General features: G+C 34.2%; 9 protein-coding genes. 7 read left to right on the forward strand and 2 right to left on the reverse strand.

The window, feature by feature from the left end; translation table 11 throughout:
* Positions 1–32 precede the first annotated feature (32 nt).
* The 6 genes from BSF41_RS17800 (at position 33) to BSF41_RS17825 (ending at position 7,526) form a co-directional block, all read left to right on the forward strand.
* On the forward strand, positions 33–1,226 hold the full coding sequence (locus BSF41_RS17800) for an aspartate aminotransferase family protein (RefSeq protein WP_095930853.1): 1,194 nt from the start codon (positions 33–35) through the stop codon (positions 1,224–1,226).
* A gap of 264 nt (positions 1,227–1,490) precedes the next feature.
* Positions 1,491–2,885 carry a tetratricopeptide repeat protein gene (locus BSF41_RS17805; RefSeq protein ID WP_095930854.1) on the forward strand — a complete coding sequence of 465 codons (1,395 nt, stop codon included), beginning with the start codon at positions 1,491–1,493 and terminating at the stop codon, positions 2,883–2,885.
* A 2-nt stretch (positions 2,886–2,887) separates the two neighbouring features.
* Positions 2,888–3,640: a shikimate dehydrogenase gene (locus tag BSF41_RS17810; RefSeq protein ID WP_095930855.1), complete on the forward strand. Its 753-nt coding sequence runs from the start codon at positions 2,888–2,890 to the stop codon at positions 3,638–3,640.
* A gap of 68 nt (positions 3,641–3,708) precedes the next feature.
* Positions 3,709–4,455: a lipid A phosphoethanolamine transferase gene (locus BSF41_RS17815; RefSeq protein WP_095930856.1), complete on the forward strand. Its 747-nt coding sequence runs from the start codon at positions 3,709–3,711 to the stop codon at positions 4,453–4,455.
* Positions 4,456–4,705: 250 nt separating this feature from the next.
* Positions 4,706–6,685, forward strand: a complete 1,980-nt coding sequence (locus tag BSF41_RS17820; RefSeq protein ID WP_095930857.1) for a DUF349 domain-containing protein — start codon at positions 4,706–4,708, stop codon at positions 6,683–6,685.
* 421 nt (positions 6,686–7,106) lie between these two features.
* Positions 7,107–7,526: an OsmC family protein gene (locus BSF41_RS17825; RefSeq protein ID WP_095930858.1), complete on the forward strand. Its 420-nt coding sequence runs from the start codon at positions 7,107–7,109 to the stop codon at positions 7,524–7,526.
* A 63-nt stretch (positions 7,527–7,589) separates the two neighbouring features.
* Here BSF41_RS17825 and BSF41_RS17830 read toward each other — a convergent pair whose 3' ends face one another.
* Together BSF41_RS17830 and gyrA are read right to left on the reverse strand one after the other, a co-directional pair.
* Complete coding sequence (locus BSF41_RS17830) at positions 7,590–8,858, reverse strand: tetratricopeptide repeat protein (RefSeq protein WP_095930859.1); 1,269 nt, start codon at positions 8,856–8,858, stop codon at positions 7,590–7,592.
* A 39-nt stretch (positions 8,859–8,897) separates the two neighbouring features.
* Complete coding sequence (gene gyrA / locus BSF41_RS17835; protein WP_095930860.1) at positions 8,898–11,537, reverse strand: DNA gyrase subunit A; 2,640 nt, start codon at positions 11,535–11,537, stop codon at positions 8,898–8,900.
* A 257-nt stretch (positions 11,538–11,794) separates the two neighbouring features.
* On the opposite strand from gyrA, the gene BSF41_RS17840 reads away from it, so the two are divergent.
* Positions 11,795–14,341: an ATP-dependent Clp protease ATP-binding subunit gene (locus BSF41_RS17840; RefSeq protein ID WP_095930861.1), complete on the forward strand. Its 2,547-nt coding sequence runs from the start codon at positions 11,795–11,797 to the stop codon at positions 14,339–14,341.
* Positions 14,342–14,425 lie beyond the last annotated feature (84 nt).

A 14,425-nucleotide genomic window follows, 5' to 3' on the forward strand; every position in this document is an offset into this window, starting at 1 on the left:
ATAGTATCTCAGTACCTTAGCAACTTAAAAAAATGAATCCAGATTTTATAAAATACCAAGCGCAAACCTCTCCTTACCCACTCGGAATGGAAGTTTCGCATGCCATTGGCTCTTACATATACGACACAAACGATAAAAAATATTTAGATTTTGTTGCTGGAGTTTCAGCTTGTACTTTAGGACATCAGCATCCACGAGTAAATCAGGCGATAAAAGATCAATTAGACAAATATTCTCATGTAATGGTTTACGGAGAATACTCTCAGAGTCCAGCCGTTCAATATTGCAAATTAATGGCCTCTCTACTTCCAGAATCTTTAAACAAAACCTATTTGGTCAATTCTGGTACAGAAGCGATTGAAGGCTCTTTAAAATTAGCCAAACGAGTTACAGGACGCAGTCAGCTTATTTCATGTCATAATGCGTATCACGGAAACACCATGGGTTCGATGAGCGTTATGGGATTTGAAGAAAGAAAACAAGCTTTCAGACCTTTGCTTCCAGATGTTGATTTTATTACTTTCAATAACGAAGAAGATCTGCAAAAAATCACTACAAGAACGGCAGCCATTCTTTTAGAAACTATTCAAGGAGGCGCTGGTTTTATTCAGCCAGAAGATAATTTCCTTCAAAAAGTCCGTAAACGCTGTGATGAAGTTGGAGCCTTAATGATTGTAGATGAAATTCAGCCCGGTTTTGGAAGAACAGGAAAACTTTTTGGCTTCCAAAATTATGATGTTGTTCCAGATATTGTGGTTATGGGTAAAGGAATGGGCGGCGGAATGCCGGTTGGTGCTTTTACTGCTTCTGCCGAAAAAATGGATCTTTTAACAGAAAATCCAAAACTGGGACATATTACCACTTTTGGAGGTCACCCTGTCATTGCGTCAGCTTGCTTGGCTACTTTGCAAGAATTAACTGAAACAAATTTAATGGCAGAAACGTTGGAGAAGGAAAAACTCTTCAGATCGCTTTTGGTACATCCTTTGATTAAAGAAGTTAGAGGAAAAGGATTAATGCTTGCCGCTATGACAGAATCGGCAGATATTACAAACGAAGTCATTTTAACCTGTCAAGACAGAGGACTTATTTTATTCTGGCTTTTATTTGAAGGATGCGCGATACGAATTACACCTCCTTTGACTATTTCTGAATACGAAATTAGAGAAGGTTGTGCCATTATTTTAGACGTAATGGACGAAATAATGCAGAAGAGCAATAACTAAAATACAAAACTATTTGGAGCGCTGTTTTAATAAAACTGACAGAAATTAAATCTCCATTTCTATTTCAAAAAAGTCTTCTGCTACAAATAAAAAAATGACAAAACCGAAGCTAATCCCTTGACAACAAAAGAGATTTCTTCCCAAAACAGAATAAAAAACGCCATATATTGTTAATTAAATTGTTCAAAACAATTAATTTCTTATCCTTACAGCGATTATATGGTTGCCTAAATTTATAACAGGCTAATTTCAAATATACGAAGTATGCAATTAAGCAACGAAGAAGAAGATTATAACCTATCCCTATCCAAATTTGAGTCGATGTTAAAAACTAACAAAGTGCTCTTTTTTGATTCTGAAGAATTCGAAGAAATTATTCTTCATTACTTAGACATAGGTAAGGCTAATTTAGCAAAAAAGGCCTTAAAACTTGCATTAGACCAGCATCCAAAATCTACAGGCTTAAAGTTAGTACAAGTAGAAATGCTGGTTTATGATGACAAACTCGACATTGCTGAAAAGCTTTTGAATGAGTTATACGCAATTGAACCCAACAACGAGGAAATCTACATCCAGAAAGCCAATATCTGCTCAAAAAGAGATCAGCACGAAAAAGCGGTTGAACTGTTAAAAATCGCACTTCAATATACTGATGATTACGCTGATGTGTACAATTTGATCGGAATGGAATATCTTTTTATGGATAACCTTGAGCTTGCAAAGGACAGTTTTATCAAATGTCTTGAAGAAGACTTAGAAGATCAATCTGCTCTCTATAACGTAGTGTATTGCTTTGAGTTTTTAGACCAAAATCAAGAAGCTATTATTTATCTAAACGATTATATCAACAGAAACCCTTACAGCGAAATCGCTTGGCATCAGCTTGGACGCCTTCATTATGGCATAAAAGAATATGAAGCAGCAATTCGTGCATTTGATTATGCAACTCTGATTGATGATGAATTTTTAGGCGCTTTTATGGAAAAAGCAAAAGCTTACGAGCGTCTAAAAAAATACAATGAAGCAATTGAAAGTTATAACAGAACCATCGAATTGGACGATGCGACTTCGTATGCCCTTCTTCGAATTGGAAAATGTTATGAAAAACTTGGAAATTTAGCGAAAGCAATTCAATATTATAACCAAACTGTACATGAAGATCCGCTTTTAGACAAAGGCTGGATTGCGATTACAGATTTTCACCTTCGCCAGAAAAACTATCAAAAAGCATTATTTTTTGTGAATAAAGCTTTAGCGATTGACAATCAGAATCGTTTGTACTGGAAAAGATATGCTACAATCAACAAACAAATGAATTTCTTTGAAGAAGCCGAATTTGGTTTTAGAAAAGCGGTTGAATTTGGAGATTATGCATTAGACACTTGGCTGTACTGGGTTGATATTCTTCAGTTTTTAGGAGAATTTGAAACGGCTATTCAAACTTTATTGCAAGCTTCAGAATATTTCCCTGAAGAAAACGAAATTGAATATCGTTTGGCTGGATTGTATTTTATGATTCAAGACAATACAAAAGCTAAATTTCACTTAAGCAATGGCTTACGTCTAAATTTTGATAATTATATCTTAATTGAAGACTTATTCCCTGTTGTTTGGGCAAAAAAAACAGTAAAAAATTATATAGAAAAACATCGTAAATAAGAATGGTTGATATTTTATTAAGAAGACGTTTTGGATTATTAGGACGCAACATAAGCTACTCTTTTTCAAAAGGTTATTTTACAGAAAAATTTAATAATGAAGTTTTTGCTGGTAACAGCTATGAGAATTTTGACATTTCGGAGATTAATTACTTCACAGAATTAATTAAAAACAATCCTGATTTAAAGGGTTTAAATGTTACTATTCCGTACAAAGAACAAGTTATTCCATTCTTAGATAAATTATCAAAAAAAGCCACTTTAATTGGCGCTGTTAATACCATTAAATTTACCAAAAACGGCAAATTAAAAGGCTACAATACCGATTATTACGGATTCAAAAAGTCTCTTAAGCCATTATTAGAGCCGCATCACAAAAAAGCGCTTATTTTAGGAACAGGAGGCGCTTCGAAAGGCGTAGCTTTTGCTTTGGACGAATTGGATATTCCGTACACTTTTGTTTCTAGAGAAGCAAAAGAAAACATCATTGACTATGATTTGATTAATGCTACTACTTTTGACAATTTTCAAATTATAATCAACTGTACGCCAGTTGGAACAAGCCCGAATATTGAAGCTTGTCCGAATTTGCCATACGAGTATTTCACAGAAAAACACATTGCCTACGATTTAATCTACAATCCAGCAGAAACCACTTTCTTACGAAAAGCAAAAGAAATGGGCGCTGTAATTAAAAATGGTCACGATATGCTTATTTTTCAAGCTGAAAAAGCATGGAAAATCTGGAACAAATAAAATAAGTATCAAAAAATAAAATGTTAACGTATTTTTTGTATTTTTAATCCACTAACTAACAAGTGGTTATGAAGAAAATACAATTACTTAGCATTTTATTTTTTTTATTACACAACCTACTTTCAGCTCAAAACGCAGACACTCTCAAAAGTCCGTTATCTGAGCCTCGTTACCATTATTTTCTTAAAACAATTCTGTTTTACAATGAGTATCTAGATACCGATAAAGGTTCTTTTAACACCACACAGGTTCGATTTTTACTGCCAATTGGCAATAAAGCCTGGAATCTACGTTTTGATCTTCCTTTGGTTTCTACCAACACAACTTCAACCAACAAGACAGCCATTGGCGATGTTGGAGGCGGAATCAGTTTTATTCCTTACTTAAGAAATAACAATGGTATTGCGGTAAGAACCAGAGTTTATTCTAACACAGCCGAAGATCCAAATTTTGGAACCGGAAAATGGGTTGTCATGCCTGCTATGGTTTACGGAAGATACTTCAATCAAAAAAAGTTTCTGCTATTAACTACCGTTGAATATCAGCAGAGTTTTGCTGGAAATAGTGATCGTTCCGACATTAGTACTGCACTTTTAGAAAATCTGTTAATGCATTTTTTTGGAAAAAACTGGATTTCTGGAGATGTAGCACTTCGATATAATACCGTTATTGAAGGTTTTCAAAATAATACTTTTGTTGAATTTGGACGAAAAATTACCCCCTCAAATCTTGTTTACATACACCCCAGCGCTGGTTTCGGCCCTAACAGAACCTATAATTGGGGAATGGAAGTTGGAGTCTTGATTCTTTTTTAATTTTAAAGAAATAGCAATATAAGTCCCAAAAAAATGGATTATTAAGAGTCTATTTTAGATACAATGCCAATTTTGAATTTATATATCCTTCAGTAATTCACTAAAAACAGATTCAACATACTAGAAAACTTTCGGAAAGAATAGGAATTTCGTCGTAAAATACCGTATAAACAAGTGATTTATTTTGTAGTTAGAAACACCTTTACTATCTTTCGCATTGTTTAAAATAAAAACCTTATACATTTTAAAGATGTTAGAAGAAAAGAATGATAACCTGCATGAAGCAGACGGAAAATCTGGAATCGAAATAAATGATTCTGTAGCAAATGATGCAATCGAAACATCAGATTCTGAAACTTTGACCGAAGATTTGGTCTCAGAAACTGAAAATGAAGTAGAAAAACAAGAAAATGATCATCAAGAAGCATTAGATGTCATTACAAATTCAAATGCTGCTGAAAGTGAAGACGAAACTTTAAAGGATCGTCATGACATTCCTATGCAGGATTACAACACTTTCTCACTTGACGCTCTTGTTGATGAACTTAAAAAACTGGTTAATATAGACAAAGTAATGTCTGTAAAAGATCATATTGAAGAAATCAAAAAAGCTTTTTTACTACAGTATCACCATCTTATAGAGGAGAAAAAAGAAGAATTTTTAGCTTCTAATCCAGATCCTAGTGAAGAATTTGAATATCACCTTCCTTTAAAATCAAAATTTGACGAATATTATAATGTTTTTAGAGATAAAAGAAATGCTCATTTTAAACATTTACAGACCAATCTAAAAAGCAATTTAGAGAATCGTCTGGCTATTGTTGAAGAATTAAAGGAATTAATCAATCCGCAAGAAAACATCAAAGACACTCTTAAGCATTTTAATGAATTAAGAGAAAGATGGAAAAATGCTGGAGCAATTCCAAAAGACAAATACAATCACGTTTGGAACAATTACCATTTTCATGTAGAAAACTTCTACGATTATCTACACTTAGATCGCGAGGCTAGAGATTTAGACTTTAAACATAATTTAGAACTAAAACAAAAGATTATAGCGCGCGTTGAAGAATTGGTAAATGATACCGATGTAAGTAAATCTTTCCGCGAATTACAGGATTTACACAGAATCTGGAAAGAAGAAATCGGACCAGTTTCTAAAGAGCACCGTGATGCCATCTGGAATCAATTTAGCGAATTGACTAAAAAAATACACGATAAAAGAGAACTTTTATTTGAAAGCCAAAGAGCAAACGAGCAAAAAAATCTTGAAACTAAAAAAGAAATTATTGCTAAAATTGAAGCGCTTGGAAGCGAAAAAGTAAATTCTCATTCGCAATGGCTTATTCAGATTCAGAAAGTAGAAGAATTAAGAAACGAGTTTTTTGCTGCAGGAAAAGTTCCTTCTGAAGTAAATGAAGAAACTTGGGCTACTTTTAAAACTGCTGTTCGAAACTTCAACGCTTTCAAAAATTCTTTCTATAAGGATATCAAAAAAGACCAAAACGATAATTTAAATAAAAAATTGGCTCTTGTTGCAAAAGCTAAAGAATTACAGGAAAGCACTGATTTCTCAGCTACAACTCCAGTAATGAAACAGATTCAGGAAGAATGGAAACAAATTGGCCATGTTCCTAAAAAATATTCCGATAAAATCTGGAAAGAATTTAAGGATGCCTGCAACCATTATTTTGATAAATTAAAAGAGCATAAATCGGAAGAAAACAGTGAAGAAGTTGCTGCTTTTGACAACAAAAAAGCATACTTAGACACTTTAAGATCTTTCCAATTAACTGGAGATCACAAAACAGATTTGGATGCCATAAAAGCACATATTGAAACTTGGAAAGGATTTGGTAAAGTTCCTTTCTCTAGAAGGCATATCGAAGGGAAGTTCAATAAAATCTTAGATGCTCTTTTTGAGAAACTAAGCTTAAGCAAAAAAGAATCTGAAATGATGCGTTTTGCAAACCGAATTGATTCTTTATCTGACAGCAATGATACGCGTAAATTAGACAATGAAAAAATCTTTATTATGCGTAAAATTGAAGAAGTTCAAAATGAAATCTTCCAGTTAGAAAACAACATTCAGTTCTTTACCAATACTAAAAATGCTAAAAAAGAGAATTCAATAGTTACAGAGGTTCGTAAAAACATTGCCATTCACAAAGAAAGCCTTGAAGTTTGGAAAGATAAATTGAAACAATTAAGAAACTTGGGACAAGAATAAATACTTGAAATTCCAATTTTTTAAATTCCAAATTCCAATTGGCAACGCTTAATTGGAATTTGGAATTTTATTTTCTTTATAATTTAAAAGATGCAATGATACTCATTGCATCTTTTTTTTTAAACCACAAAGTTCGCAAAATGCTGTTTTAATTATGATACAAAACTTTGTCAAAGTTTTAAACTTTGACAAAGTTTACAAAACCTCGAACAAACTTAAAACTTTGCGTGATTTGCGTTCCCGATAACTATCGGGATTGCGCATTTACGGTTAAAAATCACTCCAGCCTAAAACCCAAAACTTAACAATACAATTAAATTTCATAAAACTATTCTGCAAAATATTGATTATATTTGAGTTACCACTATTAACTGGCAATCAAACAAATAACATTTAATACTAATTTTTAAATAAGGAGAATATGAAATTTACAAGAAAAGCACACGCCAACTGGCAAGGAACCGGTATGGAAGGAAAAGGAACAATAAGCACGCAAAGCACCACTTTAGATAATGCACAACTATCTTTTAAAACAAGATTTGCTGATGGCGTTGGTACAAATCCAGAAGAATTGGTTGCAGCAGCGCATTCGGGCTGTTTTACCATGCAATTAAGTTTTTTATTGAACGAAGCAGGCTTTACAGCCGATGATTTAACCACAGAAGCGACAGTAACTTTTGAAGACGGATCTATCACTTTAATTCATTTAGATTTAAAAGGAAAAGTTCCTTCAATCTCTGCAGAAGAGTTTGCATCAACGGCAGCCAAAGCAAAAGAAATCTGTCCGATTTCAAAACTATTAAATACCACCATTACTTTATCCGCTGAATTAATCAGCTAAAAGCATAAAAAAAAAACCATTCACTGCGGTGAATGGTTTTTTTTTATTTTAAAAAGCTTGTAATTACATTTTTGCTTTCAAAGCTTTAGCTTCTGCAGTCATTTCAAGAGCGTTGTAAACTCCTAATAATGTTTTAGAAACATCCTCGTTTTTAGGATCTAATTCGTTAGCTTTTTTAAGGTAAGGAATAACTCCTTTGAAAACAGCTTCTCTTTGTGCTTTTAAAACATCGTAACGTTTCATGTCTTTAGCAGAAGTACCTAATTTATTCATCTCGTCGATGATTGGTTTTTCAGCTTCTAATTTTAAAGCAGCAAGATTTAAGTAAGCATTTGTATACTCAGGGTTGATTTCAATTGCTTTTAAGTAATATTTCTCTGCGTCAGCATTGTTTTTAGCTCCAGAGCTAATTACTCCTAAATTGAATACTAAATCAGCATTTTTTGGGTCTTTTTCTAAAGCTTCACCAACTAATTTTTTGTATGTCTCGTAATCTTTGCTTTCTAAGTATAAATTCGCTTCAGTTAGAATTAAAGAAGAATCTTCTGGGTTTGCTTTTCTAGCATCAGAGATTGCTTTTTTAGCATCTTCAGTACGTCCTTTTTGAACCAAAATTAAAGCTAAGTTTTTGTAGATTTCACCTCTTTTAGAAGGAATAGCTTCGGTTTTAGGTTTTTCGTGAGTTCCTAATTTAACTGCTAAATCTCTTTCTTTAGCATTAGCAAAGTTATCTTCGCTTCCGTTAGCTTTGTTTACAGCTAAGTATAAAGTTCCTTTTCCAGAAAAGTTTAATTTTTTCAACTCTTCATACATTGGCAAAGCAAGATCGTAATCTTGTGAATTTACAGCTGTAGAAGCCGCATAATACAAGTTGATTGTATCTTTCTTGTCTAACTCGTATGCCTCAAACAATTTTTTTGCACCTTCAGCATGTTTGTTTACTTGCGTGTCAGCAATTGCAGAATTAATTAATAATCCTTTAATGTTAGTAATTGACGCTGCTGCTTGTGTAGAATATTTTTGTTTTCCTGAAGCTTTTTCTACATCAATTAATTTCTTGTAGCTGTCTGCTGCTGCTAATAAGTTTTTACCTTCTTCAACCTTTTTGTTTGCAAGGTCAAGAAAAGCATTTCCTTGAACGAAATAGTATTGTGCCTGTTCTGTATCTTTAGCATTTGCAATTAAGTTCTCTGCATCTTTCAATTGAGCAAGAGCACCTTGTGCATCTCCGCCTTTTAATGCCTTTTCAGCATTCTTAATTTGATCTTTCTGAGCAAACGTAGCTACAGAGATCAGTAATGCTGATGCAAGTATTACATATTTACTTTTCATAATGGTATTATTTGTTTGTATTTAATTTTCTGTTTTTACTTATTCTTCAGACTCTTCGTCTTCTGCTTCAGCATCGTCTTCCTCTTCTACTTCATCATCAGAGTCGTCTTCCTCTTCTACAGATCCGTCATCTTCTAGAACCTCCAAATCTGGTTTAACTCTCTCAATTGCACCGATTACATTTCCATCTTCATCCAATTCTACTTCTTCGGCATCATCTTTCATTACAGTTGTTACAGCAGCGATAGAATCTTTTCCTTTAAGATTAATCAATCGAACACCTTGAGTTGCACGTCCCATAACACGTAAATCTTCGATTGCCATTCTAATCGTTAATCCAGATTTATTAATAATCATTAAGTCATCTGCATCAGTAACAGCGTTGATCGAGATCAATTTACCTGTTTTATCCGTGATATTAAGTGTTTTAACCCCTTTACCTCCACGGTTTGTAATTCTGTACACGTCTTCTCCGTCGTCGTCAACCAATTTAGTACGTTTTCCGTATCCGTTCTCCGTTACAACTAAGATTTGAGATGTAGAAATATCGTTTTTATCTACAGTAACCATTCCGATTACCTCGTCAGTTTCATCTTTTAAGGTAATTCCACGAACTCCAGAGGCTGTTCTTCCCATCGGACGTGTTTTAGTTTCCTCAAAACGAACTAATTTACCAGATTTAACCGCTAAGATAATTTGGCTTTCTCCGTTTGTCAACTGAGCTCCAATTAACTCATCTCCTTCTTTAATTGTAATGGCAGCAACTCCATTTGCTCTTGGTTTAGAATATTTCTCTAAAGAAGTTTTCTTTACCTGACCTTGTTTGGTAACCATTACAAGATTATGCGTATTGATATAATCTTTGTCTTTTAAATCTTGTGTACAAATGAAAGCTTTTACTTTATCATCACTTTCAATGTTTACCAAGTTCTGAATTGCTCTACCTTTTGCTGTTTTACTTCCTTCTGGAATTTCATAAACACGCATCCAGAAACATTTTCCTTTTTGGGTAAAGAACATCATATATTGGTGGTTTGTTGCCACAAACATGTGCTCTAAGAAATCTTGATCTCTTGTTCCAGCACTTTTCTGCCCAACTCCACCTCTATTTTGCGTTTTGTATTCTGTAAGGTTTGTACGTTTGATGTAACCTGCGTGTGAAATTGTAATAACCACATTTTCGTCAGCAATCAAATCTTCAATACTCACATCTCCTCCAGAATATTCAATTTGAGATCGTCTTTCGTCACCGTATTTATCACGAATTTCTGTAAGCTCTTCTTTAATCAAATCTGTTCTCAAATTAACATCTGCCAATAAAGCTTTCAAATGCTCAATTAACTTCATTAATTCTTCAAACTCAGCTCTTAATTTATCTTGCTCCAGACCTGTTAACTGACGTAAACGCATCTCAACAATAGCACGAGCTTGAATATCTGATAATTTAAATCTTTCGATTAATTTTTCTCTAGCTTCATCTGTATTTTTAGATCCTCTAATTAACGCAATTACCTCGTCGATATTGTCAGAAGCAATAATTAACCCTTCTAAGATATGAGCTCTCTCTTCTGCCTTACGTAATTCAAACTGTGTTCTTCTAACTACAACTTCGTGGCGGTGCTCAATAAAATAATGAATCATATCTTTCAGATTCAACATTTGCGGACGGCCTTTTACTAATGCAATATTATTTACACTAAAAGAAGATTGTAATGACGTATACTTGTATAAGGTATTTAAAACCACGTTTGGTGTAGCATCTCGTTTCAAGATATAAACGATACGCATACCATTTCTATCCGACTCGTCACGAATATTGGCAATACCTTCGATTTTTTTATCGTTAACCAAATCAGCCGTACGTTTGATCATTTCGGCTTTGTTAACCTGATATGGAATTTCAGTAACAATGATGCACTCTCTTCCATCCACTTCTTCAAAACCAACTTTAGCACGCATTACAATACGTCCTCTACCCGTTTTAAAAGCTTCACGAACGCCTTCATAACCATATATTACACCTCCCGTTGGAAAATCAGGAGCTTTAATATGTGTCATTAATTCGTCAACCTCAATATCATTATTATCTAAGTATGCTAAAGTACCATTGATAACCTCTGTTAAATTGTGTGGTGGCATATTAGTCGCCATACCAACCGCAATACCAGTTGCTCCATTTACTAATAAAGTAGGAACTCGTGTAGGCATTACTTTTGGCTCATATAAAGTATCGTCAAAGTTCAGCTGAAAATCAACTGTTTCCTTTTCGATATCTGCCATAATATCTTCTGAGATTTTACGCATTCTGGCCTCAGTATAACGCATTGCTGCAGGACTGTCTCCATCGACAGAACCAAAGTTACCCTGACCATCAACTAATAAATAACGCATGCTCCATTCCTGAGCCATACGCACCATTGCATCATATACAGAAGTATCTCCGTGCGGGTGGTACTTACCCAGAACCTCCCCTACAATTCTCGCAGACTTTTTGTGGGCAGATCTTGATGTTACACCTAAATCATACATTCCGTAAAGAACTCTTCGATGCACTGGTTTCAAGCCATCTCTAACATCAGGAAGCGCTCTCGATACAATTACTGACATCGAATAATCGATGTAAGCTGATTTCATTTCATCTTCAATGTTAATAGGAATTAACTTTTCTCCTTCAGACATAAGTTGTTATGTTTTAATAATTACATTAGTTTCAAAGCGTGCCAAGATACGTTTTTTTAAAATTTTTTCAGCTATTTCCTTACACTTATTTAAATGATTTATTAACAACTTTATTTCGGCTTTTAGTTAATAAATTAAGCGTTTTTTAACTCTTTTATTCTCTTTTTTTTCGTCTATTAGCTGACAGTAGTTCTTGAAGGTACGGTTTTTGTTTTTAAAACAGTAATTCACTAAATTTACAATACCAATTATATATTATGGATGATAATTTTTCACCAAGAGTAAAAGATGTAATTACGTACAGTAAGGAAGAAGCTCTTCGTTTAGGGCACGACTTTATTGGTACAGAACATCTTATGCTAGGTATTTTAAGAGATGGTAACGGAAAAGCTATTCATATACTTAATAACCTAGCTGTCGATTTAGATCATTTACGCAGAAAAGTAGAAGTACTTAGCCCTGCCAACTTGAGCGTTGAAGTAAATGCAGAAAAGAAAAACCTTCATCTTACCCGACAGGCAGAAAGAGCCCTGAAGACCACTTTTCTTGAAGCAAAAGTATTTCAAAGTTCATCGATAAGCACGGCACATTTGCTGTTATGTATCTTGAGAAACGAAAACGATCCAACAACCAAGCTATTGAATAAACTAAAAATAGATTATGACGTAGCTAAAGAACAGTATTTAAATATGACTCCAAACGAAGAAGAATTCTTAGAAAACTTGCCAAGAAACGAATCATATAATGATGATTCAGGACAAGATGACAGTCTTAAAGAAAGCAGCTTTAATAATCCCGCCAATAAGTCAAACAAAAAATCTAAGACTCCGGTTTTAGATAATTTTGGGAGAGATTTAACAGAAATGGCCGAAGAAGGAAAATTAGACCCTGTTGTAGGACGTGAAAAAGAAATTGAGCGTGTATCGCAAATTTTAAGCCGTAGAAAAAAGAACAATCCGCTTCTTATTGGAGAACCTGGAGTTGGTAAATCTGCTATTGCAGAAGGACTGGCGCTACGTATTATCCAAAAGAAAGTATCGCGTATCCTTTTCCACAAACGTGTTGTAACTCTTGACCTTGCAAGCTTAGTTGCGGGTACAAAATACAGAGGACAATTTGAGGAAAGAATGAAAGCCGTAATGAACGAGCTGGAGAAAAACGACGATATTATTCTTTTTATTGACGAAATCCACACTATTGTAGGCGCTGGTGGAGCAACAGGTTCGCTTGATGCTTCAAACATGTTCAAACCTGCTTTAGCTAGAGGAGAAATTCAATGTATTGGCGCTACTACTCTTGATGAGTACAGACAATATATTGAAAAAGATGGTGCTTTAGAAAGACGTTTTCAAAAAGTAATTGTGGAGCCAACTTCTGTTGAAGAAACAATCGCGATTTTGAACAACGTAAAAGATAAATACGAAGATCACCACAACGTAACTTATACTCCAGAAGCAATCGAGGCTTGTGTTAAGCTAACAAACAGATATATGTCTGAGCGTTTCTTACCAGACAAAGCGATCGATGCGATGGACGAAGCAGGTTCACGTGTACACATCACTAACATCGATGTTCCAAAACAAATTTTGGATTTAGAACGTCAGTTAGAAGAAGTTCGCGAAATGAAAAATATGGTTGTTAAAAAGCAAAAATATGAAGAAGCAGCCAAACTTCGCGATGATGAAAAACGTATTGAAAAAGATCTTGCTACAGCACAAGAACAATGGGAAGAAGATTCTAAAAACAACAGAATTGAAGTTACAGAAGATAATGTAGCCGATGTTGTTTCGATGATGACTGGAATTCCTGTTAACAGAATTGCACAAACAGAAAGCAACAAATTGGCTCAATTGCCTGAATTGATTCAAAATAAAGTAATTGGTCAAAATGAAGCTGTTTTAAAAATCGCTCGTTCTATTCAACGTAACAGAGCTGGACTTAAAGATCCGAACAAACCAATTGGTTCATTCATTTTCTTAGGTCAGACTGGTGTTGGTAAAACACAGTTGGCTAAAGTATTAGCAAAAGAATTATTTGATTCTGAAGATGCTTTGGTTCGTATTGATATGAGTGAATACATGGAGAAATTTGCGATTTCTCGTTTAGTTGGAGCGCCTCCAGGATACGTAGGATACGAAGAAGGTGGTCAATTGACTGAGAAAGTTCGTAGAAAACCATACTGTGTGGTTCTTTTAGATGAGATCGAAAAAGCGCACCCAGATGTATTCAACATGATGCTTCAAGTTTTAGATGACGGATATTTAACAGATAGTTTAGGTCGTAAAATTGACTTTAAAAACACTATCATTATCATGACTTCTAACGTTGGTGCTCGTCAGTTGAAAGATTTCGGACAAGGTGTTGGATTTGGTACAGCTGCAAGAACAGCTCAGGCCGATGAAAACTCAAAAAGCATTATCGAAAACGCTTTGAAGAAAACTTTTGCTCCTGAGTTCTTAAACAGAATTGATGATGTAATTGTATTTAATGCATTAGAAAAAGCTGATATTGATTTGATTATCGAAATCGAATTGAAAAAACTGTATTCTCGCATTGCAGAGTTAGGCTACAAATTAAGCTTAACTGATAAAGCAAAAGCGTTTATCGCAGAAAAAGGTTTTGATAAGCAATTTGGAGCAAGACCGCTAAAAAGAGCCATTCAGAAATACGTTGAAGATTTATTGGCTGAAGAAATCATTACTTCTAAAATACATTCTGGTGATGAAATTATGATGGACTTAAAAGAAGATTCTCAAGAATTATCCGTTGAGATTCATAAAGCCGAAGAGCCAACGAATCAATAAATTAGTCAAAATTTATAACATTCATAATATGCCCGTTACGTTTTCATAACATAACGGGTATTTTTTTTATCAAAAATCACTATC

This window comes from Flavobacterium sp. ACN2, from assembly GCF_002303885.1.
Taxonomy (GTDB): Bacteria; Bacteroidota; Bacteroidia; order Flavobacteriales; family Flavobacteriaceae; genus Flavobacterium.

Bases quoted from the DNA above. Each gene is read 5' to 3' on its own strand.
- BSF41_RS17820 (WP_095930857.1), top strand. From the start codon at position 4,706: ATGTTAGAAGAAAAGAATGATAACCTGCATGAAGCAGACGGAAAATCT.
- BSF41_RS17830 (WP_095930859.1), bottom strand. From the start codon at position 8,858: ATGAAAAGTAAATATGTAATACTTGCATCAGCATTACTGATCTCTGTA.
- BSF41_RS17810 (WP_095930855.1), top strand. From the start codon at position 2,888: ATGGTTGATATTTTATTAAGAAGACGTTTTGGATTATTAGGACGCAAC.
- gyrA (WP_095930860.1), bottom strand. From the start codon at position 11,537: ATGTCTGAAGGAGAAAAGTTAATTCCTATTAACATTGAAGATGAAATG.
- BSF41_RS17800 (WP_095930853.1), top strand. From the start codon at position 33: ATGAATCCAGATTTTATAAAATACCAAGCGCAAACCTCTCCTTACCCA.
- BSF41_RS17815 (WP_095930856.1), top strand. From the start codon at position 3,709: ATGAAGAAAATACAATTACTTAGCATTTTATTTTTTTTATTACACAAC.
- BSF41_RS17805 (WP_095930854.1), top strand. From the start codon at position 1,491: ATGCAATTAAGCAACGAAGAAGAAGATTATAACCTATCCCTATCCAAA.
- BSF41_RS17840 (WP_095930861.1), top strand. From the start codon at position 11,795: ATGGATGATAATTTTTCACCAAGAGTAAAAGATGTAATTACGTACAGT.
- BSF41_RS17825 (WP_095930858.1), top strand. From the start codon at position 7,107: ATGAAATTTACAAGAAAAGCACACGCCAACTGGCAAGGAACCGGTATG.